The organism is Sphingopyxis sp. YR583 (assembly GCF_900108295.1).
Taxonomy (GTDB): Bacteria; Pseudomonadota; Alphaproteobacteria; order Sphingomonadales; family Sphingomonadaceae; genus Sphingopyxis.
The window spans coordinates 669,896-693,452 of sequence record NZ_FNWK01000002.1 but is presented as its reverse complement, the minus strand read 5'-3'; the positions used below and the strand labels follow the sequence as shown (position 1 = coordinate 693,452).

Genomic DNA, 23,557 nt, shown 5'->3' with positions numbered 1-23,557 from the left:
CAAAATATATCACTGAAAGAAAAAGGCCCGCAGAGGGACACTCTGCGGGCCTTTTGTTTCGCGTGAGCGAGGGAAGAGGAAATTAATCCTTCTTGCCGGCTTTCAGCGCTTCGCCGAGGATGTCGCCGAGCGACGCACCCGAGTCCGACGAACCGTACTGAGCGACAGCTTCCTTCTCTTCGGCGATCTGCATCGCCTTGACCGAGAAGTTCGGCTTTTTCGAACGGTCGAAGCCGATGACCATCGCATCGAACTTCTGGCCGACCTGGTAACGTTCGGCGCGCTGTTCGTCGCGGTCGCGGCCAAGGTCGGCGCGCTTGATGAAGCCGGTGGCGCCATCTTCGCCGGCCTGGACTTCGAGGCCGTTGTCGCGGACTTCGAGAACCGAAACGGTGACGACGTCGTTCTTCTTCAGCGAACCGGCTGCGGCAACGCCGCCACCGACGGCCGGAGCACCCTTTTCAAGCTGCTTGATGCCGAGGCTGATGCGTTCCTTCTCGACGTCGACGTCGAGAACGACGACCTGCACGGCCTCGCCCTTGCGGTGGAGGTGCAGCGCTTCTTCGCCCGAGATGCCCCAAGCGATGTCCGACATGTGAACCATGCCGTCGACGTCGCCCGGCAGGCCGACGAACAGACCGAATTCGGTCGCATTCTTGACTTCGCCTTCGACGACCGAACCAACGGGGTGCTGATCGGCGAACGCGCCCCAGGGGTTCGACTGGGCCTGCTTGAGGCCAAGCGAGATGCGGCGCTTGTCGCTGTCGACTTCGAGGACGATGACGTCGACTTCCTGGCTCGTCGAGACGATCTTGCCGGGGTGGACGTTCTTCTTGACCCACGACATTTCGCTGACGTGGACCAGGCCTTCGATGCCGGCTTCGAGTTCGACGAACGCACCGTAATCGGTGATGTTCGTGACCGTGCCCGACAGCTTCGCACCGACGGGGTACTTGGCGGCGACGCCTTCCCACGGATCGCTTTCGAGCTGCTTCATGCCGAGGCTGATGCGCTGCGTGTCGCGGTTGATGCGGATGATCTGGACGCGGACATTGTCACCGATGTTGATGACTTCGCTCGGGTGGTTGACGCGCTTGTAGCTCATGTCGGTGACATGGAGCAGGCCGTCGATGCCGCCGAGGTCGACGAACGCACCGTAATCGGTGATGTTCTTGACTGCGCCTTCGATGATCTGACCTTCTTCCAGGTTCTGGATCAGGCCCGAGCGCTGTTCGGCGCGCGTTTCTTCGAGGATGGCGCGGCGCGACACGACGATGTTGCCGCGGCGGCGATCCATCTTGAGGATCTGGAAGGGCTGCGGCAGGTCCATGAGCGGGCCGACGTCGCGCACGGGGCGGATATCGACCTGCGAACCCGGAAGGAACGCCACGGCGCCGCCGAGGTCGACGGTGAAGCCGCCCTTGACGCGACCGAAGATGACGCCTTCGACGCGAGCTTCCTTGTTGAATTCTTCTTCCAGGCGGTCCCAGGCGGCTTCGCGGCGAGCGCGGTCGCGCGACAGCATGGTTTCGCCATTGGCGTTTTCGACGCGGTCGACATAGACTTCGACTTCGTCACCGACATTGATGTCGGCCTTCTGGCCCGGCATCGCGAATTCGCGAAGCGGCACGCGGCCTTCGCTCTTCAGGCCGATGTCGATCACTGCCAGGTCGTTTTCGATCGCGGTCACGGTGCCCTTGACGACGCGGCCTTCAAAGCCGCCATCAGCACCACCCAGCGATTCATCGAGCATCGCGGCGAAATCGTCGCGCGTCGGGAAAGCCGTTGAGGCCATAGAGTGTTTCCTTACTTCATTTGTTCCGGCCAAGCGGTTGGTTCCGCTGGTCTTAATGGCCGATCCGTCCTGCCCGCCGGATGCGGAACAAGACATCCTTCGAACCCTTTGCGATACGAGGCACTGGCAAAGCGAAATGGGCGCGAAGGGTGAACCCCTGCGCGCCCGACGCTCATATTCGAGCGGCGGCTTGGCGGTGCCTCGACCGGCAAAATGCCCGTCGGACGGCGCGCATATAGTGCGGTTGGTCCAGGCAAGCAAGGCGGAAACGGCGGTAAACCGCGTGGTAAGACCTTGCTTGTAGATTCTCCCAAGCAATCGAGAGGGGCTTCATGCAAGCGGTGCAGCACGGCAGGTTCGCCGATCCGGCGGTCGAAGCGCGTTTTCAGGAAACGGCGCGGGCCCTGCGGCTGCCTTTCGTGCGCATCTATGGCGTGCTGTTCATGCTGGTCGCGCTCGCCTATTCGATCGCCAATCCGATCTTCGTAAGCCCCGAGGACACGGCGCGGCTCGCGCTGCTGTTCGGCTGCATGCTGATCCTGGCAGGCGCTTATATCGCCTCGACCTTCTGGGATGGCTATGTGGCGCGGCCGGGGCTCGATTTTGCCGCTTTGCTGGGCATCGTGTTCCTGCTCGGCCATATCAACCTGATCCTGTTCGACGAGCTGATCGCGCTGCAGGAGGAAATGCATGCGGTCGGGGTGATGAACCGGCTGGCGGTCAGCGCCTTTGCCGCTGTCGCGCTCGCGAGCCGTCCGCGCCTGTTCGCGCTCTGGCTTTTGCTCGACCTCACCGTTTTCCTCTCGACCGTGCTGCCGGTACAAAGCCACGGCGCCGGCCTTTGGTATGCTCTGCTCAGCTATTTGAGCGGGGCGGGGATCATGCTCGCGATCAACTTCGCGATCGACCGGTCGAGCCGCGGCGCCTTCGCGCTCGCCGAGGCGCTGGAGGCCGAACGCGCGAAGAATGAAGAGCTCGTCTATAATATGCTGCCGCACGCGGCGGTCGAGCGGATCCGCGACGGGCGCGTCGTCGCCGACAGCTATGCCGATGCGAGCGTGATCTTCATCGACATGGTCGGTTTCACCAACCTCGCGAAGCGCGTGTCGCCGGGGCATCTGGTCGAACTGCTCAACGCTTTTTTCAACCATGCAGATCGATGCGCTGCCGACCATGGAGTCGAAAAGGTCAAGACCATCGGCGATGCCTATCTTGCCATCGCCGGGGGCAATGTGGTGAGCGGCAACAGTGCCGACGCCGCGATCGCATTCGCGCGTGCGGTCCTCGAAGGTGTCGGTGAGTTACAGCGGGTCGCGGGCACCGAGGTCGGTCTGCGCGTAGGTATCCACAGCGGACCGGTGGTCGGCGGGGTGATCGGCGCGACGCGTATGGCCTATGACTATTGGGGCGAGACGGTGAACATGGCCGCGCGGCTGGAAAGCACGGCGCCTGTGAACGGTATCGCCATATCCGAGAGCAGCTGGCTGCGCGCGAACGACCGGTCGGGTTTCGGTGCGCCGCATAATGAAATGCTGAAGGGAGTCGGGGAAACCTGCGTCTATCACGCCGGTCCGGCGCCCGCCGCCGTCACCTTGCCCGAAATCAGCCGGGTCGCCTGATCTTTCCCTCGACGAAGGCGATCGCCGCTGCGAGCGCGGCGTCTCGGTCCATATCGGTATTGTCGAGCAGCATCGCGTCTTCCGCCCGGAAGAGCGGCGCATTTGTGCGGCCGGTGTCGCGCGCGTCGCGGGCATGAACGTCGGCAAGCACGGCATCATAGGTGATATCGACGTCGCGCCCGCGCATCTCCGCATGACGGCGGCGGGCACGTTCTTCCGCGCTGGCCGTGACGAACAGCTTGGCGTCGGCATGCGGCGCGATCACGGTGCCGATGTCGCGGCCGTCGAGCACCGCACCGCCGGGCTGGTTCGCGAAATCGACCTGCCGCTGGAGCAGCGCCTGACGCACGGCGGGGTGGATCGATACGCGGCTGGCGAGCCCGCCGGTGGTTTCATAGCGCAGCGCCGGATCGTCGAGCAGGCTGTCGGGGAAGTCGCAGGCGGCGAGTGCGTCGGCGGCATTGTCGGCGTCGCCGTGGTTGAGCTGCGTCTGATAGCCGACCGCGCGATAAAGCAGGCCGGTATCGAGCACGGGCAGACCGAAATGTTCGGCCAGCCCCTTGGCGAGCGTTCCCTTGCCCGACGCGGTGGGGCCGTCGACCGCGATGATCATTGCTGGAGCCCGGCGAGCAATTCCTCGAAATTGGGGAAGCTGGTTGCGACGGGGGCGATGTCGTCGATCGTGACCGGGGCCTTGCTGACGAGGCCGGCGACGGCGAAGCTCATGCAGATGCGGTGGTCGAGATGGCCCGCGATGGTTGCGCCGCCCGGTAGCGGATCGCCGCCGGTGCCGTCGATGATCAGGCCGTCCTCGTTCTCGATCACACGGGCGCCGATGGCTTCCAGGCCCACGGCCATGACCGCCAGGCGGTCGCTTTCCTTGACGCGCAGTTCGTCGAGGCCGGTGGTTGTCGTGCGACCCTCGGCCAGTGCGGCGGCGATGAAGAGGACCGGAAATTCGTCAACCATGCTGGGCACGACCACGGGATCGACGTCGATACCCTTGAGGTGGCTGTGTCGGACGCGAAGGTCGGCGACGGGTTCGCCGCCCACCTCGCGCGGATCGAGCAGATCGATGTTGCCGCCCATCTGCCGGAGGACTTCGACGAGGCCTGCGCGCGTCGGGTTGAGCCCGACGTTGGCGATCAGGATGTCGGAACCGGGTACGATCAGCGCGGCGACGATGAAAAAGGCGGCGGACGAGGGGTCGCCGGGGACGACGATGGTCTGCGGCTTCAGTTCGGCCTCGCCGCGAATGCGGATATGGCGCGTGCCGTATTCGTCGGTCTCGACGGTCAGCTCTGCTCCGAAACCGCGGAGCATGCGTTCGCTATGATCGCGGGTGGGCACGGGTTCGATCACTTCGGTGACGCCTGGCGTGTTGAGGCCTGCGAGCAGCACGGCGCTCTTCACCTGTGCCGACGCCATCGGCAGGCGGTAGGAGAGAGGGATGGCGGGAGCAAGCCCGCGGACCATCAGCGGCAGACGGCCTCCCGGCGAGGCGCTGATCTCGGCACCCATCTGCGACAGCGGGTCGATGACGCGCCCCATCGGGCGGCCCGACAGGCTGGCGTCGCCCACGAAAGTCGTGGTGATCGGGTGGCTGGCGACCAGGCCCATGAGCAGGCGCGTCGAGGTGCCGCTGTTCCCCATGTCGAGCGCTTCGCGCGGCTGGAGCAGCCCGCCGACGCCGACGCCGTGGATGCGCCATTCGCCGTCATCGTGCCGCTCGATGTTTGCACCCATCGCCCGCATCGCGGCGGCGGTGGCAAGCACGTCATGCCCTTCGAGCAGTCCAGTCACGCGGCTTTCGCCCACCGCGAGCGCCGAGAGCATCAGCGAGCGGTGCGAGATGCTCTTGTCACCCGGTATCGCGATCCTACCTTTAAGCGGAACGGAAGCGGAAAAGCTGCGCGGCGTGGCGGTTTGATCGGTCATGGCGTGCGGCTTTTGACAGCGGCCTTGCAATCTGGCAAGGCGCACGCCGATTTGACGGGTAGCTATTCAACTTCCGTCGCTTTTCCGATATTTTTATCCTGTTCCAAAGGGTTACGAGGCATATATGATCAAGGCTGAATGGGGCACGAAGCGTAGCTGCCCGAAATGCGCAACCCGATTCTATGATTTGACCAAGGACGATCCGATCAGCTGCATCAATTGCGGTTACAACTGGATTCCGGAATCGGTGCTGAAATCGAAGCAGCCGATGCCGTTCGAGCAGATCGAAAAGCCCGGCAAGGTCATCAAGGAAGAGGGCGCCGACGAGGATCTGGATCTGGACGTCGATGTCGACGAGGACAGCGATTCGCCGGACAACGATGTCGACCTTGGTGGTGACGACGATCTGGGCGTCGACACGGGCGACGACGGCGACGACGAGAGCTGATTTCAGGCGAGGGGCCAAAAAAGCATCGCGTGATGCATTTGGCCCCTTGCATCACCTGATGGCGCTGCTAAAGGCGGCGTCCCGGTCGCAACAGCCAGATTTGGCGACAGCGACACGATGAAATGGAATGGGGCCTTAGCTCAGCTGGGAGAGCGCCTGCATGGCATGCAGGAGGTCAGCGGTTCGATCCCGCTAGGCTCCACCATTTCTTTCCCCAGATTCGACATCGGCAGTTCCGGCCGTCTCCGCGACCTCATTGAGGCTGTTCGCGGGCCTCACGGTCTATGCTCGCCTCGGTCGAACGGCACCGGGCGCATATCCCCACAATTTCGGCAATGACGCGCGCGCTTTGAAAGCCCGCTGCGCCGCATAGCCTGTCGATTGCCGTATCGATCTGGACGTCGAGCGCATCGATGCGTCCGCAGATGCGGCAGAGCATGATTGCGCCGGGCGTGCCGGCATCCTCCATATAGGCATTCAGCGTTTCGACGCGGCGGACGCGGGGGCCCAGGCGGTCGAGGGCGCGATAGATCTGATTTGGCGCCATCGGTGTGCCCAACGCTCGCGCCTGTCGCGCGATGGCGTAGGCGCCGAGCGGTACGTGGCTGGCGCAGAGTATCGACAGGACGATTGCTTCCAGAATTGCGGACGTACGCTTTCGCTCGATGCCATCCGCGTCGGCGCCGCCCGCTTCGTCCTTTGACGACCGGCGCTCTCGATCATCAGGCAATAGCCTGGCGCAAGCGCCATTTGGCTTGGATACGGTCGGTCGCGGTCTGGCGCCGGGCAGAGCGCGGGGGGAGGGCAAGCATGAAAGAAAAATCCCTGTCGGGGTTGTGAGATGAGATATCGTATCATATACGGCCGGCGTCCAGATAAGAAAGGGGTTTTTGTGAAATTTCGAGTTCTTCTGCTGTCGGCTGCGGTTCCGGCAGTCGTTCCGCATATCGCCTTTGCCGCCGAATCGGTTCCGGTCGTAAAGTCGGCGACTGCGCCGCCCGCGGGGTTCCTTCAGGCGGGCAGCACCGCCGATCCCGAGATTGTGGTGTCCGCCAATGTCCTTGGCCTGCGCGCCGACGAAACCGCCACGCCCGTGATCACGCTGTCCGGCGATGCGCTGATTCATCGCCGTCAGGCGACGCTTGGCGATACGCTGGCAGGTCAGCCCGGGATCAACTTCGACAATTTCGGTGGTGGCGCGAGCCGCCCGGTGATCCGCGGACAGACCGCGCCGCGCGTCCAGGCGCTGTCCGATGGTGCCAGCGTTCACGACGCATCGGCGATCTCGCCCGATCATGCCGTCACGACCGAACCGCTGTTGCTGCGCGGGATCGAGGTGCTGCGCGGTCCTTCGGCGCTGCTCTATGGCGGCAGCGCGATCGGCGGGGCGATCAACCTGCTCGACGAGAAGGTTCCGACGTCGATTCCCGATGGCGGCATCGCGGGCACGGTCGAGGGCCGCCTCGGCACCGCCGACGATGAGCGCTCGCTGGTCGGCGGGATCACGATCGGCGGACAGGGGCTCGCGCTGCGTGTCGAGGGCGTCCATCGCTCGTCGAACGATTACCGCGTGCCCAAGGGGTTTGGCGAACGCCGTGTCGACGGATCGTACAATGACACGTCGACCTTCACTGTCGGCGGCTCATGGGTCGGCAGCGGCGGCTATCTGGGCGTCGCCTACACGCGCCAGCGCAGCGAATATGGCCTGCCGGGACACAGCCACGATTATGAAGGATGCCACCCGCACGGCAGCAGCCTGCACTGCGGCGGTCACGGGCATGACGACGAGGATCATGACCACGACCATGATCACGACCACGAACATGAGGAAGTGCCGTTCGTGAAATTGCGCAGCGAACGTTTCGACATTCGCAGTGAATATGCAGATCCGCTGCCCGGGTTCGAAAAGGTCCGCTTCCGCCTGTCGTTCACCGACTATGAGCATGACGAGATAGAGCATGACGAGGTCGCGACGACCTTCAGCAACAAGGCGCACGAACTGCGTTTCGAACTGGCGCACAAACCGATCGGACCCTTGCGCGGGGCGTTCGGTGTGCAGCACTCCGAAAGCAAGTTCAGCGCGGTCGGCGAGGAAGCCTTCCTGCCCGAAAGCGATACGCGCAATACCGCGCTGTTCCTGATGGAAACGCTCGATGCCGGTCCGGTCCGCTTCGAACTGGCGGCGCGGCAGGAATGGCAGCGGATCGAGACGACGCTGAACCGCGAAGTCAGCCACAAGCCCTTCTCGATCTCCGGCGCGGCGATCTGGGACATCGGGGGCGATTATTCGCTCGCGCTGTCGCTCGCGCGCTCGCAACGTGCGCCGAATGTGCAGGAGCTTTATGCGCGCGGCATCCACCTTGCCACCAACACCTATGAACTCGGCACCGCGACGCTGGGCAAGGAGACGGGCAAGTCGATCGACCTGACCTTCCGCAAGACGAAGGGGGCGACGACCTTCACGATCGGTGCCTATCATCAGGATTTCGACGACTATATCTTCGCCAATACGCTCGACCAGTTCGAGGATTTCCGCCTCATCCGTTATACTGCGGCCGACGCGACCTTCACCGGTGTCGATGGCGAGGTGCGGCATGATTTCGGCGATGTCGGCGTGTCGCTGTTCGGAGACTATGTCCGCGCGAAATTGAAGGGCGATCTTGGCGACCTGCCGCGCATTCCGGCCGGCCGCCTCGGCGCGCGCGCCGATGGGCGGTGGGGCCCGCTTTCGGGCGACGTCGAATTCTACCATGTCTTCGAACAGGACCGGATTGCCGCGTTCGAAACGCGGACGCCGGGTTACGACATGCTCAACGCGACGCTCGCTTACAAGGTCGAGCTCGGGCCGAAGGCGGATGCCGAGTTGTTCGTCCGCGCGACCAATTTGACGAACGAGCTCGCCTATAATCACGCATCCTTCATCAAGAATGCGTCGCCGCTGCGGGGGCGGAACTTCGTCTTCGGGCTGCGCACCAGCTTCTAGGTAAAAGGGGGCGGCCGGAAGGAGGGGCATTTAGTCCCGCGCCCCTCCTTCCCAAGCCGGTCTCAGGCGGGCTCGGCCGCCAGAATATAATCGAAACCGTGGCGCAGGCTCCCCTCGCGTTCGATATAGGCCATGGCCTCGGCACGAAGCGCTTCGCCGCGTGCAGCGAGCGACGCTGCCAACACAGGATCGGCAATTTTCGCGAGGCGCGTGGCGCACATATCGATCTGGCTGTTCACGAAACGCTGTTTGTAGCGATTGGCGAAGCGCTTTGCCGCGATCACGCGATACCCCGACGCTTCGAGGTGGTCGGCTGCCCATTGCGCGGGATATTCGCGGTAGGGCTGTTCCCCGGCAAGAAGCAGGCACGCGTCGCGAAAGCGACCGATTTCCCATACCAGCCGGCCCGCAGGCGTGTCGGGCCTGGCCGTTATATATGGATCGAGGCCGACGACATAGAGACGGCGGCCGACGAGCGGGCGCAGCCGTGCGAAAAGGCGGTGCTGGAAATAAGGTGCGAACCCGTCGATCGCGCCGAGAAGATAGTCGGCGAGCACCGTGTCATAGCTCTCACCGGCGAGCAGCGCGGGGTCCGCCCAGTTGCCGACGATGATGCGGTCCTGTGGGCGGCGAACGTCGGCGATCGCGTCGCGGACCTGGATGGCATGCGCTTCGGCACCGCTGACCGCGGTCCAGTTGTCGGTCGCAAGGCCGCCGATCCAACCGATCGAATTCGTGCCTGTCCCGGCATCGAGGAAGCGCCCCCAGGGTTTTCCGTCCTGAAGCTTCTCGACCTCATCGAACAATGTGGAGGAGCGGCGATGGGTAGCGATTTGCGTGGTCATGGCGATGATATAGAGTATCATTCCATGAAATGAAAACCCTGGCTTGTTCGGGGCTGGCCCGAACCGGCCAGTGTATTGGCATGCACGGCAGGGAAACGGCGGCTTTTGCATGCGTATGGCCGGTCGTCTGCGACGTCATGCCGAAAGCAGGGCGATTTCCTTGCCGAGTTTGGACAGCGCGGCGCCGATGGTTTCCAATTCGCGCTCGCTTCGCGACCCGGCGACAAATGAGGCTGTAATGCAAAAGCCGGGCGCGATGTCGGTGAGTGCGCTCGCCGCCGTAAACACCCCGCGATGGGCATGACCATGGTCGACCGCAAATCCCTTGGTCCTCGCTTCGTCCACCTGACTGGCATAGGCTTCGAACGCGAGTTCGGTTTGCCAACGCACCGATCCAAAACGTCGTGCGAGTTCGGCCGCGTCGACAGCCTGCGCGGCCGTGATCGCTCGTCCTGCTGCACCTGCTCCCAGCGGCTGGCGCTGGTCGTCGGCGAGCGTCAGCCGCATGCCCGCGTCGCTTTCGCCGCGCGCGGCCAGTTGCATGCGATCGCGCGAGACGATTTTCCAGAGCCCCACGGCGGCGTCATTTGCCTGAGCGAAGCGGCCCAGCAGGGGAAGCGAGCGATCGACCAGCCGCGCTGCCCGGCTGTCACGCAGAGCATCGACATCCTGCCATGGCAGAGCGAGACGGTAGCGCTTGGTGCGCATATCGCGTTCGATCACGCGCTCCGCAACGAGGGTTTTCAGCAGGTTCAAGCAGCTGGACGGACTGGATCCGATCATCTTTCCGATGTCCGACAGCGTCAGCGCGCCCTCGTCAGCGAGCAGTCGGAGGATCGCAAAGGCTTGCGAGACGGAGCGTACCGGGCCGGTCATGGGCTAGATCATATTTCATATATATGAAGTTTCAATTCGAAATATTGAAATATCGAGCGCGAGGGCTTATCGCCGATGCAACGAGATATGACTGGAGAATCGCATGGGCGGGATTCTGGATGGCAAGGTCGTCGCGATCACCGGCGCGGGACGCGGGATCGGGCGGGAGCTGGCGCTCCACTGCGCCGCGTTGGGTGCGGCGGTCGTCGTCAACGATCCGGGCGTGGCGCAAGCCGGCGAGGGCGGCGATGCGGCTCCGGCGCAGCAGACCGTAGACGACATATTGGCGGCGGGCGGGAAGGCTGCGGCCAATTTCGGCAATGTCGCCGATCCCAAGGAAGCCGCTTCGATCATCGAGGACGCGGTGGCCCGTTTCGGCCGCATCGATGCGGTTGTGAACAACGCCGGCATCCTCCGCGACACGATCTGGCACAAGATGAGTTATGAGGATTGGAAGAGCGTCATCGAGGTCAACCTCACCGGCGTCTTCAACGTCTCGAAGGCTGCGACGCCCTATTTTCGCGAGCAACAGTCGGGCAGCTTCATCCACTTCACCTCGACCAGCGGCCTCATTGGGAACATCGGGCAGGCCAATTATTCGGCCGCCAAGCTTGGCGTCGTCGCGCTGTCGCAGTCGATCGCGCTCGACATGGCGCGCGTCGGTGTCCGCTCGAACTGCATCGCACCCTTCGCATGGAGCCGCATGACCTCGTCGATCCCGGCGACAACCCCGGCGGAGCAGGAGCGCGTCAACCGGCTCCAGTCGATGTCGGCCGACAAGATCGCGCCGCTCGTCGCCTATCTGGCGTCCGACCTGTCGAAGGATGTCACGAACCAGATTTTCAGCGTGCGCAAGAACGAGATATTGCTCTTCTCGAAACCGCGTCCCGTTCGCTCGATGGCGAAGCTCGAGGGTTGGACCGCAGAGGCGATCGCCAGCGAACTGATCCCCGCCTTCCGTCCCGATTTCGCGCGCGCCGATGAGGTGTCGGCGCACGTCTTCCCTTACGATCCGATTTGAGGAAACAGGCCATGAGCAACCCCGGTATGGACGCCGACGTCTTCGAACAATTTATCGAGCAGCTCGAACGCTATGTGCGCGATCGGCTTCTCCCCGCCGAACGGGAGATTATCGAAAGCGACGCGATCCCGGCCGAAATCCTGTCCGAAATGCGCGACATGGGCCTGTTCGGCCTGACGATCCCCGAGGAGCATGGCGGCGCGGGGATGAACGTCAGCCAATATATCAAGACGATCCACACGCTGAGCTATGCGATGCCGGCGTTCCGTTCGATCATATCGATCAACATCGGCATGTTCGCTTCAGCGCTGAAGAATGGTGGGACCGAGGCGCAGAAGGCCGAATGGCTGCCGCGTGTTGCATCCGGCGAGATCGCCTGCTTCGGCCTGACCGAGCCCGGATCGGGATCGGACTCGGCGGGGCTTCAGACCACAGCGACGCAGACCGACAATGGCTGGATCTTGAACGGCACCAAGCGCTACATCACCAATTCGCCCTTCGCGAAGGTCGGACTGATCATGGCGCGGACGAGCAAGGAGAATCTGCCGAAGAACGCGCATGTGTCGGCCTTCGTCGTCCCCTTCGACGCCCCCGGCATCACGATCGGCAAGTCGGACAAGAAGATGGGCCAGTCGGGCAGCCATATCGCCGACGTCGTGATGGACGACGTTCGCGTTGGCGGCGAAGCCTTGCTTGGCGGCGAGCTCGGCAAGGGCTTTGCCTATGCGATGATGAGCCTCGACAATGGTCGCATGTCGGTCGGCGCGGCGGCGACCGCCTATGCCCGCCGCGCGCTCGACAGCGCGGTGCGCTACGCGACCGAACGTAAGGCTTTTGGTGAACCGATCGCGAACTTCCAGCTGATCCAGCAGATGCTCGCGCAGAGCGAGATCGATATCTATGCCGCCGAATGCACGATGGAGGATGTCACGCGCCGCGCCGATGCGGGCGAGAATGTCCTGCGCAAGGCCGCGGCGTTCAAGGTCTTCGCATCCGAAATGTGCGGCCGCGTCGTCGATGCCTGCGTGCAGGTCTATGGCGGCGCGGGCTACCTTGCCGAATATGACGCCGAGCGTTTCTTCCGCGATGCGCGCATCTATCGCATCTACGAAGGCACGACGCAGATCCTGCAGCTTCAGATCGCGAAGCATATGCTGCGCGAATTTGCCGCAGCAAACTGACGCCCGACATTTACCGTCTTTCCCATTCGACCGGAGACCCTGACATGACCCTTCGCCGCGCCGCCATTGTCGCCCCGATCCGCACCGCCGTCGGCAAGTTCGGCGGGTCGCTGTCGTCGATGACGGCGGGCGATCTGGGCGCGGTCATCCTGAAGGCGCTGATCGAGCGGACGAAGATCGACCCGTCGCGTGTCGACGACGTCGTCTTTTCGCAAGGCTATGGCAATGGCGAGGCGCCCGCCATCGGCCACTGGTCGTGGCTCGCGGCGGGGCTGCCGCTCGAAGTGCCGGGATATCAGCTCGACCGCCGCTGCGGGTCGGGGCTGCAGGCGGTCGTCAACGCCGCGATGATGGTCCAGACCGGGATGTCCGACGTCGTCGTCGCGGGCGGGGTCGAATCGATGTCGAATGTCGAACATTACAGCACCGACATTCGAAAGGGCGTGCGCGCGGGCAATCTGACGCTTCATGACCGGCTGACCCGCGGGCGGTTGATGTCGCAGCCGGTCGAGCGCTTCGGCGTCATCACCGGCATGATCGAAACCGCCGAAAATCTGGCGAAGGATTATGGCATCAGCCGCGAGGCGTGCGACGCTTATGCCGCGGGCAGCCACCAGCGTGCGGCGGCGGCGTGGGCGAACGGGCTGTTCGACGACGAACTGGTGCCGGTGTCGGTGCCGCAGAAAAAGGGCGATCCGATCGTCTTTGCGCACGATGAGGGGTATCGCGCCGACGCGACGCTGGAGACGCTCGGCAAGCTCCGCCCGCTCGAAGGTGGCGTCGTCACCGCGGGCAATGCCAGCCAGCAGAATGACGCCGCGGCGGCCTGCCTCGTGGTTGCCGAAGACAAGCTCGACGAACTCGGTCTCGAACCCATCGCCTGGTATCACAGCTCGGCAGCGGCGGGCTGCGACCCCAGCAGGATGGGCATCGGGCCGGTGCCGGCGGTGGAGCGGCTGTTTGCGCGCAATGGGCTTGGCTGGGGCGACATCGACCTCGTCGAACTGAACGAGGCCTTCGCGCCGCAAGTGCTCGCGGTGCTCAAGGGATGGGGCTGGTCGGAGGACGACAGCCGGAACAAAATCCTCAACGTCAACGGCTCGGGCATCTCGCTCGGCCATCCGATCGGCGCGACGGGTGGGCGCATCCTTGCCAATCTGACGCGCGAACTGGTGCGCCGCGATGGCCGTTACGGGCTGGAGACGATGTGCATCGGCGGCGGCCAGGGCATCGCCGCGATCTTCGAGCGCGCCTGACCCGCGCGCGGGTTTCATCGCCCACAGGATAATGGCGATCCGGACGCTGCGCGATTTCGCCGGCGCGTGTCGCTGCGGCACTGTCCCCGCATAATTGCGGGAGAGCATCATGGAATCGGACGTCGGCAAATTGTGGGATCGCGAGATGATCCGCGATTGCCTCTATCGTTATTGTCGCGGCATCGACCGGTGCGACGAGGCGATGTTGCGGTCGGCCTGCTGGCCCGGCGGCACCGACGATCATGGCGCCTATAACGGGACGACCGACGGCTTCATCGACTGGGCGATGCAGACGCTGCCGCTGATCGAGCGCGGCATTCACCAGATCCACAATATCCTGATCGAACTGCGCGGCGACGAGGCGGCGGTCGAAAGCTATTTCACCGCCTTGCAACGTCAGCCCGGACGCGAAGGCGGGCTGGTCGAACTCACTATGGCAGGGCGCTATGTCGACCGGTTCGAAAAGCGTGGCGACGAATGGCGGGTGGCCGCCCGGGTCGTCGTTTTCGACTGGGTCGACGAGCGCCCGGCGCCGGATAAGAGCGAGGCCGAACGCTTTGCGCATCGCAAATCGGTTGGGCGCCCCTGGCCCGACGATCCGGTTTATGCGCTATTCGGGGCTGGAAAGCAGGGAGAGGGCTGATGGGAATCGAGACGCTGGCGTGGGAACCGCTGTTCGTGATGCGGCTGAACGTCGCCTATGATCAGGCGCAGCCGATCGGCGGCGAAAGCCGGCTCGGGATTTTTCCCGTGCATGGCGGGACATTCGAGGGACCGCGGCTGCGCGGCCGCGTCCTGCCCGACGGCGCCGACTGGGTGACCTGGCGCGGTGACGGGACGATGATCATCGACGTCCGCACTTCGCTCGAAACCGATGACGGTGCGCGGATCGCGATGCATTATACGGGGCTGACCGCACCGACATCGCCCGAGGCGGCCGAGCGTTTCAAACGGCGTGAGCCGGGGCCGTATGAGGATCTGTATCTGCGCACGACGCCGCGCTTCGTGACGTCGCACCCCGATTATGACTGGATGAACCGCATCATTGCCGTCGCCAATGGGATGCGCACCGACGACGGCCCGATGTATCACGTCTTCGCGATCAGGTGACGCTGTCCTCCACGGCGGCGAAATGGTCGCCGTGGCGTTTGCGCAGTTCGGTCTTGAGCAGCTTGCCCGTCGCCGTGTGCGGCAGTTCGTCGACAAAGATGATGTCGTCGGGAAGCCACCAGCGCGCGACCTTGTCGGCAAGATGCGCCATGATTTCGTCCTTCGCGCAGTCTTCGCCGCGGTGAAGCTGGACGAGCAGGAGCGGGCGTTCCTGCCATTTCGGATGGGCGACGCCGATCACTGCGGCCTCGGCGACCTTCGAATGCGCGACGGCGGCGTTTTCGAGATCGATCGACGAGATCCATTCGCCGCCCGATTTGATGACGTCCTTTGCGCGGTCGGTGATCTGGAGAAAGCCGTCGGGATCGATTTTTGCGACGTCGCCGGTATCGAACCAGCCGTCGGCGTCCAGTGCGCTGCCCGCGGGGTGGCCGTGATAGGCGCTGAGTACCCACGGACCGCGCACCTTGAGCAGCCCGGCCGCCTCGCCGTCGCGCGGCAGTTCGTTGCCGTCCTCATCCTCGATGCGCAGTTCGATGCCGAACACCGAGCGGCCTTGCAGCGCGCGGAGATCGATCTGCTGCGGTTCCGACAGGTCGGCATGATGCGCAAGCGGGCGGCAGACGGTCGCCACCGGGCTGGTTTCGGTCATGCCCCACGCCTGCATCGTGTCGACACCCAGCAGGCCGCGGAATCGCTCGATCAGCGAGCGCGGGGTGGCGGCGCCGCCGGTGAAGATGCGGTTCAGTTTCAGCGCGGTCCGGTCTTCGGGCGAGCGCTCGCGTTCGAGATGGTCGAGGAAGGCGAACCAGATCGTCGGGACGCCGAGCGAGAAGGTCACGCCTTCGTCGCGCATCAATTCGTAGAGCGATACGGGGTCGAGGGCAGAACCGGGCAGGACGAGCTTCGAGCCTGCCATCGCCGCGGAATAGGGGATACCCCACGCGTTGACGTGAAAGAGCGGGGTGACGACGAGGATCGAGTCCGCCGCGCCGAGCGACATCGAATCATTTGCGAGCGCGCTCATCGCATGCAGCACGGTCGAGCGGTGGCTGTAGAGTACACCCTTCGGATTGCCCGTCGTCCCGCTGGTGTAGCAAAGCGCGCTGGCGCTGTTCTCGTCGAGGTCGGGCCACTTCGCGATCGCGCGCGGGCCGTCGGTCAGGCTCTGGTAGGAGATCGGATCGGCGACCGCGGTTTCGGGCATGGCGGCCTGATCGGCGAGGACGATCACGCGCTCGATTTTCGGCAGGTCGGCGAGAAGCGGTTCGACGACTGGCAACAGGTCGGGGTCAACGCACAATATGCGCGCGCCGCCATGATCGATGATGAAACGGATCTGTTCGGGGAACAGGCGCGGATTGACGGTGTGGAGCACCATGCCGGCACCGCTGACGCCATAATAAAGTTCGAGGTGCGGCAGGCGGTTCCACGCCAGCGTCGCGACGCGGTCGCCGGGTTTCAGGCCGAGATCGACAAGTCCCGCTGCAATATGGCGCGCGTGGCGTTCCACCGTCTGCCAGTCCGACCGCTCGAGCGACCCGTCGGCGCGGCGCGACACGATCTCGCGGCGCGGGTGGTTGGTCGCCGCGTGCCGGATCAGCATCGCGGTCGTTAGGGGCTGCGCCTGCATCAGGCCGTGCATGAAACCTCTCCTTTAGTGACTTGATTGACGGCGACGATTGCCCAGCCGCGCGTGGGTGCGAAGCGTCGCAGGGCAGAGGTGCCGACAATCACATTTGCGAAATTGGCGCGGTCGCTTGCTGCCGGCGAGCCAGCGGGACCGTGCAGGAGCTAAGCCCGATCCAATCGATTGGGAGAAGCGACGATGAATCTGGACCTGGCGCCCGAAGACCGGGAGTTTCAGCAAGAGGTACGCGAATTTTTCGCGAACTCGATTCCCGAAGACTGGAAAAAGACCGTTCGTGCCGGGCTGCGCCTGTCGCCCGAGAATCTCGTCGCCTATCAGCGCCGTCTGGCCGAGCGCGGCTGGGGCGCGCCCACCTGGCCCAAGGAATATGGCGGCACCGGCTGGACTCCGCAGCAACTGCATATCTTCTGGTCCGAAGCGTCGGCGGCCGATGCACCCGCGCAATTTCATCAGGGGCTCGAACTGATCGGCCCGATCATCTTCACCTATGGCAGCCAGGCGCAGAAGGATTTCTACCTGCCGCGTATCATCAGCGGCGAGGATTGGTGGTGTCAGGGCTATTCGGAGCCCGGCGCCGGATCGGACCTTGCGGCGCTGCGCACCCGCGCCGACCGCGATGGCGATCATTATATCGTCAACGGGCACAAGATGTGGACCAGTTATGCCCATGTCGCCGATCGCATGTTCATTCTCGCCCGCACCTCGAACGAGGGGCGGCGGCAGCAGGGCATTTCGCTGATGCTCGTCGACATGGACACGCCGGGCATCCGCATCAGCCCGATCCACACGCTGGATGAAAAGCATCACACGAACGAGGTGTTCCTCGACGATGTCCGTATTCCCGCCGCCAATGTCGTCGGCGAGGAGGGCATGGGCTGGAATTACGGCAAGGTGCTGCTTGATCGCGAACGGATGGTCGCTGCGGCGACCGCGATGTTCCTGCCGCAGACGCTGCGCGCGGTGCGCGCGGCCGCGACGCGCCGCCGGACCGCGAACGGCCTGTTGATCGACAAGCCCGAATTCAAGGCGAAGCTGGCACAGGTCGAGATCGAGGCGATGGCGGTGCAGGCGATGGTGTTGCGCCTGATGGCCGACGCCGCGGCGGGCGCCGACTCCGGCCCACGCGGGTCGATGGTCAAGCTGCGCTGGTCCGAATTGACGCAGCAGGCGACCGCTTTGTGGGTCGAGGCGCTGGGACCGAAAGCGCAGCATTTCGCGGCCCTCGACGACGACAGCGTGCTGCCGGAGGACATGCCCTTTGCGCTGAAGGGCGCGCTCTATGCGCGCGTCACCACTATCTATGGCGGGTCGAGCGAGATCCAGCGCAACATCATCGCGCGCCGCGCGCTCGGCCTTTGAGGGAGAAGATCCATGCAGTTCGCCTATAATGACGAGCAGCAGATGCTGCACGACAGCGCCCTGCGCTTCGGCTCCGACGAGTGGAACGCGGCCGACCGGCTCAAGCGCCTTGCCGAAGGAACAGAGGGAAGCGCGCGCCGCTGGGCGCAGATGGCCGAACTAGGCTGGCTGATGCTGCCGATCGCCGAGGACGAAGGCGGGCTGGGCGGCGGCCCGGTCGAGATCATGGCGATCATGGAAGGCGTTGGACGTCACCTGATGACCGACGCCTATGTCTCCTACTGCGTGCTGGCGCCTGCGCTGATGGCGGGGGGCGGCGACCATTGCCGTGCGCTGCTGGAGCAGGTCGGGGCCGGGCAGGTCCGGATCGCCGCGGCGCTGATCGAGGATGAGGGGTTCGATGTCGCTTCGATTGCAACGACTGCAGCGGCCGACGGCGATGGCTTCAGGCTGACGGGCGCCAAGGCGCATGTCGAGGATGGCGCGGATGCCGACTGGTATCTGGTGTCGGCGCGCACGTCGGGCGTTTCGGGCGAGCGCGATGGCGTCAGCCTGTTCCTCGTCCCGGCGAGCGCCGAAGGCTTGACCATCCAGCGCTTCCGTTCGGTCGACAGCCACCGCCATTGCAGCCTCGACCTGACTGGCGTCGCGGGCATTCCGGTCGGCGCGGTGGGCAAGGCCGCCGGCCGCATTGACGCTGCGCTCGACCGCGCGATCGTCGCGCATCTGGCCGAGGCGGTCGGGTCGATGGAGGCGGCGGTCGAAGCGACACTCGAATATGTCCGCACGCGCCAGCAATTCGGCGCGCCGATCGGCAGCTTCCAGGTCGTGCAGCACAAGGTCGTCGACATGAGCGTCGCGTGCGAGGAAGCGCGCGCGCTGATGATGGTCGCTGCCTCGCAGCTCGCGAGCGGGGGCGAGGCATCCTCGCTGATCGCGGCGGCCAAGGTCCGCGTCGCGCAATGCGGTATCGCGGTTGCGCAGCAGGCGGTGCAGCTTCATGGCGGCGTCGGCACAAGCGAGGAACTGATCGTCAGCCATCACCTCCGCCGCCAGATGATGCTCGACCTCGCGCACGGCGACCGCGACCATCACAAGGCGCGGTTTGCGGAACTGACCCGCTAAGCGATTTTGCAGGGCGCCTCAGGCGCCCTGCTTTGCTTCGTCGGCTTCGATCCGGCGACCCGCCAGCCAGAACAGCAAAGACCCGATCGCGAGCGGCAGCGCGACAAGCGCCATCGCCGCGCGCAGCCCTTGCTCGCTGCCGAGCGACGGTGCCAGCAGGTCGCTGGCGATGCCGACGAACAGCGGCCCCAATGCGAGGCCGATCGCGTTGGTCACGAACAATTGCACCGCCGCTGCCATCGCGCGCACGCGGGCGGGGACGAGCGTCTGTACCGACGCGAAGACCGATCCATAGTTGAGTGCATGTACAAAGATCGCGCAGCTCAGGAAGGTGAAGGACAAGGCGACGGTAGGAGCGAGCGCGGCGCCCGCGAACAGCGGAGCGGCGATCACGAGCGAGGTTGAGGGGACGAGCGTATAGCCCCGAATCCCGCGGCGCGCGGCGCGGTCGGCGAGCTGGCCGCCCACGAACGTACCAACCATGCCGACGAGCCCCACGATCAGCCCGAGGCTCAGCCCGAGGAAGACGGTCGGCGGGACGCCCCAGCCGGCCGCCATCGTGTCGATTCCGGTCGCATGGGTGCGCATGTAGAGCGAGCCGAAGAAGGAGGCCTGGCCATAATAGCCGAAGGCGCCCATCGCGGTGCCGAAGGAGATCAGCCAGAAGCTGGGGAGACGGCGCAGCGTCGCGAGCACCTGACCCAGCGGCATATGCGGGACGGCAGTCTGTGTGGTGAGGGTGCGCTTGCGCGGTTCGTCGAGCGTGAACCAGACGATCACCGCGAGCAGGATGCCCGGGACGCCGGCGATCAGGAACGCCGCGCGCCAGCCGAGGCTGGCGAGCAAGATGCCGCCGAGGACGAGGCCCGCGAGCGAGCCGACCGGAACGCCGAGCGAATAAAGCGCGAGCGCACGGCCGCGTTGTTCGCGCGGAACATAATCGGTGATCAGGCTGTGCGCTGCGGGGGTGCAGCCAGCTTCGCCGACACCGACGCCGATGCGTGCGAGCAGCAATTCGGTGAAGTTGCGCGCGAGGCCGCAAAGCGCGGTGAAGCCGCTCCAGACGAACAGCGCGATGGCGATCATTCCGACGCGATTGCCGCGGTCGGCGATGCGCGCGAGCGGGATGCCGAGCAAGGTATAGAAGAGCGCGAACGCGAGGCCGCTGATCATCCCGATCTGCCAGTCGGCAAGGTTCAGGTCGGTCTTCATCGGCTCGACGAGGATCGTCACGATCTGCCGGTCGAGCATGTTGAAGGCATAGACGATCATCAGCAGCGACAGCGCGCCATAGGGCATGCGCGTCGGCCGGGTGTCGTCGGTATGGGGGATGGTGTCGCCGGTCATTTGCCTCTCCGTGGCGGGCACGTCGCCCGTCTTTCGTTGTCGCATCTTAGGCGCGAGTTCGGCGGACGCAGGGGAGGTGCGGTGCGACGCGGCGATTATCCCCATGCTGATATGTCGCGCGTCCGGCGTGTCGCGCTCGCGCCGGCCGCGCGCACCGAGCAGACGAGCGTTGAGGAGAAAGCCGCATGGCCTTTGCGACGAACGGCGCCGTTCGCATCCATTATCAGCGCATGGCGGCGGGGAACGGCCCGGTCGTGATCCTGCTCGCAGGGGCCGGGCGCCCGTCGACCGATTTCGACTATGGCTTTTGCGCGCCGATTGTGGCGGCGGGGTTCGTACCGATCCGTATCGACAGTCGCGATACCGGTCGTTCGACCCCAATGACCGGCGCGATGCCCGATCTGCATGCGATCAAGGCCGCGGCGCTGGGCGAGGGCGCTGCGCAGCCACCCTATGATATCGGAGACATGGCCGCGGATGTGCTGGCGGTGATGGATGCCGAAGGCGTCGCGGCGGCGCATTTTATCGGGCGCTCGATCGGCGGCCTCGTCGCGCAGCAGCTTGCGGTTCGGCATCCCGATCGGGTGTTGAGCCTCGCGCTCGTGATGGCGATGAGCCGGTCGATGGCCGATGCGGTTCCCGACGCGGCGCTCGATCGGTTGATGGCCGAAAATATTCCCGACGAAGACGCCTATGCGTCGCGCCAGCTTGCGGTCGCGCAGGCGAACGGCATGGCGGAAGATTTCGATGCGGAGCGCATCGCCGAGGAAGCGCGGATCGCTTGGCGACACGGCATCCACGCTGGCGGCACTGCGCGCCACTTCGCCGCGAGCCTTGCGGCCCCCGACCTGCGCGCGCCGCTCGGCGCGGTTCGCGTTCCGACGCTGATCCTGCACGGCCGCCATGACAGGGTGATCCCGCTGGCCCGTGCGGTGGAGACAGCGGAAGCGATCTCCGGCGCGGCGATCGAGATCGACGAGACGATGGGACATGACGGTCCGCCGCGGCTTCGGCAGGCGTGGGGCGAGCGTATTTCGGCGCATTTGACTGCAGCCATGGCACGCATCTGAGGCTCGAAGAGAAATCACATATGTGATATGGGCCGTGAAACCCGCGGTTTTGGCCGCGGGGCGGTCTTTGAAGTTATCATGCCTTCATCAGAGACCGTCGCAGGACGGCGATTGGACCCACCGCTCAAGGCGCCAACGCCTTCTCGTTGTTGGGATGGAGAGATGAAGAGAAAACCTGTCAAATCGGCCTCGCGCACCTTCGAAGTGCTCGAACTGTTTCGCGACCGCCGTGCCCCGTTGCGGCTCAACGAAATCTACTCGGCGCTCGGTTATCCGCAGTCGAGCACGACAAACCTGCTGAAGAGCATGGTGATCGAGGGCTATCTCAACTACAATCGCAACACGCGCACCTATCTGCCGACCTTGCAGGTCGCATCGCTCGGTAGCTGGCTTTACGGCCATGTCGCTTTCGGTAACGGCTACAACTGGCTGATCGACGAGCTGTTCCGCAAGACCGAGGAAACGGTCGTCCTCGTCACGCAGAACGACCTGTTCATCCAATATGTGATGATGCGTACACCCGACCACCCGCACAAGCGCCCGCCCAGCCCGGGCGAGATGCGTTTGATGCTCGACGCGACGGCGGGAATGGCCCTGATGAGCCGGATGCGCGATCGCGAGATCGACAAGATCTATCGCTATTCGAACTATTATGAGCTCAATCCCGACAAGGCGATCACCCTGGAAGATGTGATGAGCCGGATCCGCTGGATCCGTCACACCGGCTATTGTTACTGGCCCGAACATCCGGTGCCGGGGATCGCATCGATCGCGATGCCGCTGGGCGAGAGCAGCCACGGGATTCCGCTCGTCATCGGGATCGGCGGCACGACCGAACGGCTGTCGCCGCGGCGTGCGGAGTTCGTCGAAATCATGCGCGAGACGATCGCGGAGTTTCACGAGCGTTACCCGCAGGACCAGCGTCCTACCGGTGAGGAGGATCTCGACGAATATGACGTCGCCGCCGAATAAGCATTTCATCTGAAATAAATCCGGGCCCCGGTCCGGCAAATGATACCCGCGCCGCGTCGAGCCCTATCGTCGCGGCGAAGAGGAGATTTTATGCCCGTCGATATCGATTTGCTGGACGCCGGTGTTGCCGGTCTCGGCGAAAGTCCGCTGTGGGACCATCGCAGCGAACGGCTTTGGTGGGTCGATTCCACGGCGGGGCGCCTCCACTCGAGCGATGCCGAAGGCCGCGAGCAGTCCGAATGGACGCTGGACCAGCCGGTCGGCAGCATCGGGCTGGCCGAAGGCGGATTGATTGTCGCGCTGTCCGACGGATTTTACCGGTTCGATACGGGCAACGGCGAATTGTCGCCGGTCGCGCGTCCCGCGATGGCGGCGGGGACGCGGCTCAACGACGGCAAGGCGGACCGCGCGGGGCGCTTTCTTTGTGCGTCGATGCGGACGGGCGATGCCTTGGGCGCCGGGGCGCTGTTCCGGCTCGACGCCGACGGCGCCACCGAGCAGATCGAGAGCGGGATCGGGATCGGCAATGCCATCTGTTTCTCGCCCGACGGCGACACACTCTATTTCGCCGACAGCCTCGACGGCAAGCTGCGCCGCTATGCCTATGACCAGGCGACCGGCGGGGTCGGCAAGCGGCAGGATCTGGTCGACTGCCAGGTGCATGGCGGGTCGGGCGCGGATGGCGCGACAGTCGATGCGGGAGGACGGATCTGGGTCGCGCTGGTGCTGGCGCAAGCTGTCGGTTGCTATTCGTCCGAAGGCAAATTGTTGCGGTCGATCCCGGTGCCGCTGCCTTATCCGTCCTGCCCCGCCTTTGGCGGACCGAATCTCGACATTCTCTATCTGACGAGCATCGCCAATTCGGGGCACCGGCTGGTCGCCGATCATCCCAAGGCCGGCCGGATCACCGCGATCCGGGGACTCGACGTCCCCGGAATCGCGGAAGGTGTCTATCGCTGAC

At 64.6% G+C, this 23,557-nt stretch carries 21 protein-coding genes and 1 tRNA gene; 14 read left to right on the top strand and 8 right to left on the bottom strand.

Going from position 1 to position 23,557, the window contains the following annotated elements:
* Positions 1-82: 82 nt before the first annotated feature.
* Entirely contained in the window at positions 83-1,795 is a 1,713-nt protein-coding gene (rpsA, locus tag BLW56_RS15320) for a 30S ribosomal protein S1 (RefSeq protein ID WP_093511516.1), read from the bottom strand.
* A 332-nt stretch (positions 1,796-2,127) separates the two neighbouring features.
* Between rpsA and BLW56_RS15315 the strand changes: the two genes are divergently transcribed.
* Positions 2,128-3,414 carry an adenylate/guanylate cyclase domain-containing protein gene (locus BLW56_RS15315; RefSeq protein ID WP_093511515.1) on the top strand — a complete coding sequence of 429 codons (1,287 nt, stop codon included), beginning with the start codon at positions 2,128-2,130 and terminating at the stop codon, positions 3,412-3,414.
* On the opposite strand, the gene BLW56_RS15310 is transcribed toward BLW56_RS15315, so the two are convergent.
* Together BLW56_RS15310 and aroA are read right to left on the bottom strand one after the other, a co-directional pair.
* The gene (locus BLW56_RS15310) at positions 3,398-4,027 is read right to left on the bottom strand and encodes a (d)CMP kinase (RefSeq protein ID WP_093511514.1); all 630 of its coding nucleotides are present in this window, start codon (positions 4,025-4,027) and stop codon (positions 3,398-3,400) included. The genes BLW56_RS15315 and BLW56_RS15310 overlap by 17 nt on opposite strands.
* Positions 4,024-5,352: a 3-phosphoshikimate 1-carboxyvinyltransferase gene (gene aroA, locus BLW56_RS15305; protein ID WP_093511513.1), complete on the bottom strand. Its 1,329-nt coding sequence runs from the start codon at positions 5,350-5,352 to the stop codon at positions 4,024-4,026. The genes BLW56_RS15310 and aroA overlap by 4 nt, the downstream gene beginning before the upstream one ends.
* Positions 5,353-5,476: 124 nt before the next feature.
* Here aroA and BLW56_RS15300 point away from each other — a divergent pair, with 124 nt between their 5' ends.
* Both BLW56_RS15300 and BLW56_RS15295 read left to right on the top strand, forming a co-directional pair.
* On the top strand, positions 5,477-5,800 hold the full coding sequence (locus BLW56_RS15300) for a TIGR02300 family protein (protein ID WP_093511512.1): 324 nt from the start codon (positions 5,477-5,479) through the stop codon (positions 5,798-5,800).
* Positions 5,801-5,929: 129 nt separating this feature from the next.
* A tRNA-Ala gene (locus tag BLW56_RS15295) sits at positions 5,930-6,005 on the top strand.
* Between the two features lie 48 nt (positions 6,006-6,053).
* Here the strand turns inward: BLW56_RS15295 and BLW56_RS15290 are convergent.
* Positions 6,054-6,347, bottom strand: coding sequence for a hypothetical protein (locus BLW56_RS15290; RefSeq protein ID WP_093511511.1), 294 nt, complete (start codon positions 6,345-6,347; stop codon positions 6,054-6,056).
* Positions 6,348-6,692: 345 nt separating this feature from the next.
* On the opposite strand from BLW56_RS15290, the gene BLW56_RS15285 reads away from it, so the two are divergent.
* A complete protein-coding gene (locus BLW56_RS15285) occupies positions 6,693-8,783 on the top strand; it encodes a TonB-dependent receptor (RefSeq protein WP_256203493.1) in 2,091 nt (696 codons plus the stop codon).
* 62 nt (positions 8,784-8,845) lie between these two features.
* Here BLW56_RS15285 and BLW56_RS15280 read toward each other — a convergent pair whose 3' ends face one another.
* Positions 8,846-9,628: a hypothetical protein gene (locus BLW56_RS15280; protein ID WP_218140526.1), complete on the bottom strand. Its 783-nt coding sequence runs from the start codon at positions 9,626-9,628 to the stop codon at positions 8,846-8,848.
* A gap of 135 nt (positions 9,629-9,763) precedes the next feature.
* The gene (locus BLW56_RS15275; RefSeq protein ID WP_093511509.1) at positions 9,764-10,504 is read right to left on the bottom strand and encodes a helix-turn-helix domain-containing protein; all 741 of its coding nucleotides are present in this window, start codon (positions 10,502-10,504) and stop codon (positions 9,764-9,766) included.
* 103 nt (positions 10,505-10,607) lie between these two features.
* Between BLW56_RS15275 and BLW56_RS15270 the strand changes: the two genes are divergently transcribed.
* From BLW56_RS15270 to BLW56_RS15250, 5 genes are all read left to right on the top strand, one after another.
* Positions 10,608-11,525 (top strand): SDR family NAD(P)-dependent oxidoreductase, encoded by a 918-nt coding sequence (locus tag BLW56_RS15270; RefSeq protein ID WP_093511508.1) that lies wholly within the window; start codon positions 10,608-10,610, stop codon positions 11,523-11,525.
* Positions 11,526-11,536: 11 nt separating this feature from the next.
* Positions 11,537-12,706, top strand: coding sequence for an acyl-CoA dehydrogenase family protein (locus BLW56_RS15265; protein ID WP_093511507.1), 1,170 nt, complete (start codon positions 11,537-11,539; stop codon positions 12,704-12,706).
* A 44-nt stretch (positions 12,707-12,750) separates the two neighbouring features.
* Positions 12,751-13,962, top strand: coding sequence for an acetyl-CoA C-acetyltransferase (locus BLW56_RS15260; protein ID WP_093511506.1), 1,212 nt, complete (start codon positions 12,751-12,753; stop codon positions 13,960-13,962).
* Between the two features lie 109 nt (positions 13,963-14,071).
* Positions 14,072-14,605, top strand: coding sequence for a nuclear transport factor 2 family protein (locus BLW56_RS15255; protein WP_093511505.1), 534 nt, complete (start codon positions 14,072-14,074; stop codon positions 14,603-14,605).
* The gene (locus tag BLW56_RS15250) at positions 14,605-15,072 is read left to right on the top strand and encodes a DUF3237 domain-containing protein (protein WP_093511504.1); all 468 of its coding nucleotides are present in this window, start codon (positions 14,605-14,607) and stop codon (positions 15,070-15,072) included. Before BLW56_RS15255 ends, BLW56_RS15250 begins: the two co-directional genes overlap by 1 nt.
* Here BLW56_RS15250 and BLW56_RS15245 read toward each other — a convergent pair.
* Positions 15,065-16,717, bottom strand: coding sequence for a long-chain fatty acid--CoA ligase (locus tag BLW56_RS15245; protein ID WP_093511503.1), 1,653 nt, complete (start codon positions 16,715-16,717; stop codon positions 15,065-15,067). The two genes, BLW56_RS15250 and BLW56_RS15245, sit on opposite strands and share 8 nt — an antisense overlap.
* Before the next feature lie 183 nt (positions 16,718-16,900).
* Here BLW56_RS15245 and BLW56_RS15240 point away from each other — a divergent pair, with 183 nt between their 5' ends.
* On the top strand, positions 16,901-18,082 hold the full coding sequence (locus tag BLW56_RS15240) for an acyl-CoA dehydrogenase family protein (RefSeq protein ID WP_093511502.1): 1,182 nt from the start codon (positions 16,901-16,903) through the stop codon (positions 18,080-18,082).
* 12 nt (positions 18,083-18,094) lie between these two features.
* Complete coding sequence (locus BLW56_RS15235; RefSeq protein ID WP_093511501.1) at positions 18,095-19,207, top strand: acyl-CoA dehydrogenase family protein; 1,113 nt, start codon at positions 18,095-18,097, stop codon at positions 19,205-19,207.
* Positions 19,208-19,225: 18 nt separating this feature from the next.
* Here BLW56_RS15235 and BLW56_RS15230 read toward each other — a convergent pair whose 3' ends face one another.
* The gene (locus tag BLW56_RS15230; RefSeq protein ID WP_093511500.1) at positions 19,226-20,554 is read right to left on the bottom strand and encodes a spinster family MFS transporter; all 1,329 of its coding nucleotides are present in this window, start codon (positions 20,552-20,554) and stop codon (positions 19,226-19,228) included.
* Between the two features lie 185 nt (positions 20,555-20,739).
* Here BLW56_RS15230 and BLW56_RS15225 point away from each other — a divergent pair, with 185 nt between their 5' ends.
* The 3 genes from BLW56_RS15225 (at position 20,740) to BLW56_RS15215 (ending at position 23,556) form a co-directional block, all read left to right on the top strand.
* Complete coding sequence (locus BLW56_RS15225; RefSeq protein WP_093511499.1) at positions 20,740-21,624, top strand: alpha/beta fold hydrolase; 885 nt, start codon at positions 20,740-20,742, stop codon at positions 21,622-21,624.
* 162 nt (positions 21,625-21,786) lie between these two features.
* Entirely contained in the window at positions 21,787-22,596 is an 810-nt protein-coding gene (locus BLW56_RS15220) for an IclR family transcriptional regulator (RefSeq protein WP_093511498.1), read from the top strand.
* 90 nt (positions 22,597-22,686) lie between these two features.
* Complete coding sequence (locus tag BLW56_RS15215) at positions 22,687-23,556, top strand: SMP-30/gluconolactonase/LRE family protein (protein WP_093511497.1); 870 nt, start codon at positions 22,687-22,689, stop codon at positions 23,554-23,556.
* Position 23,557 lies beyond the last annotated feature (1 nt).

Excerpts from the sequence above, each read along its gene's own strand:
- BLW56_RS15265 (WP_093511507.1), top strand. The coding sequence starts at position 11,537 with ATGAGCAACCCCGGTATGGACGCCGACGTCTTCGAACAATTTATCGAG.
- aroA (WP_093511513.1), bottom strand. The coding sequence starts at position 5,352 with ATGACCGATCAAACCGCCACGCCGCGCAGCTTTTCCGCTTCCGTTCCG.
- rpsA (WP_093511516.1), bottom strand. The coding sequence starts at position 1,795 with ATGGCCTCAACGGCTTTCCCGACGCGCGACGATTTCGCCGCGATGCTC.
- BLW56_RS15310 (WP_093511514.1), bottom strand. The coding sequence starts at position 4,027 with ATGATCATCGCGGTCGACGGCCCCACCGCGTCGGGCAAGGGAACGCTC.
- BLW56_RS15275 (WP_093511509.1), bottom strand. The coding sequence starts at position 10,504 with ATGACCGGCCCGGTACGCTCCGTCTCGCAAGCCTTTGCGATCCTCCGA.
- BLW56_RS15250 (WP_093511504.1), top strand. The coding sequence starts at position 14,605 with ATGGGAATCGAGACGCTGGCGTGGGAACCGCTGTTCGTGATGCGGCTG.
- BLW56_RS15260 (WP_093511506.1), top strand. The coding sequence starts at position 12,751 with ATGACCCTTCGCCGCGCCGCCATTGTCGCCCCGATCCGCACCGCCGTC.
- BLW56_RS15300 (WP_093511512.1), top strand. The coding sequence starts at position 5,477 with ATGATCAAGGCTGAATGGGGCACGAAGCGTAGCTGCCCGAAATGCGCA.
- BLW56_RS15270 (WP_093511508.1), top strand. The coding sequence starts at position 10,608 with ATGGGCGGGATTCTGGATGGCAAGGTCGTCGCGATCACCGGCGCGGGA.
- BLW56_RS15315 (WP_093511515.1), top strand. The coding sequence starts at position 2,128 with ATGCAAGCGGTGCAGCACGGCAGGTTCGCCGATCCGGCGGTCGAAGCG.
- BLW56_RS15235 (WP_093511501.1), top strand. The coding sequence starts at position 18,095 with ATGCAGTTCGCCTATAATGACGAGCAGCAGATGCTGCACGACAGCGCC.
- BLW56_RS15245 (WP_093511503.1), bottom strand. The coding sequence starts at position 16,717 with ATGCACGGCCTGATGCAGGCGCAGCCCCTAACGACCGCGATGCTGATC.
- BLW56_RS15230 (WP_093511500.1), bottom strand. The coding sequence starts at position 20,554 with ATGACCGGCGACACCATCCCCCATACCGACGACACCCGGCCGACGCGC.
- BLW56_RS15240 (WP_093511502.1), top strand. The coding sequence starts at position 16,901 with ATGAATCTGGACCTGGCGCCCGAAGACCGGGAGTTTCAGCAAGAGGTA.
- BLW56_RS15220 (WP_093511498.1), top strand. The coding sequence starts at position 21,787 with ATGAAGAGAAAACCTGTCAAATCGGCCTCGCGCACCTTCGAAGTGCTC.
- BLW56_RS15280 (WP_218140526.1), bottom strand. The coding sequence starts at position 9,628 with ATGACCACGCAAATCGCTACCCATCGCCGCTCCTCCACATTGTTCGAT.
- BLW56_RS15255 (WP_093511505.1), top strand. The coding sequence starts at position 14,072 with ATGGAATCGGACGTCGGCAAATTGTGGGATCGCGAGATGATCCGCGAT.
- BLW56_RS15290 (WP_093511511.1), bottom strand. The coding sequence starts at position 6,347 with ATGGCGCCAAATCAGATCTATCGCGCCCTCGACCGCCTGGGCCCCCGC.
- BLW56_RS15225 (WP_093511499.1), top strand. The coding sequence starts at position 20,740 with ATGGCCTTTGCGACGAACGGCGCCGTTCGCATCCATTATCAGCGCATG.
- BLW56_RS15215 (WP_093511497.1), top strand. The coding sequence starts at position 22,687 with ATGCCCGTCGATATCGATTTGCTGGACGCCGGTGTTGCCGGTCTCGGC.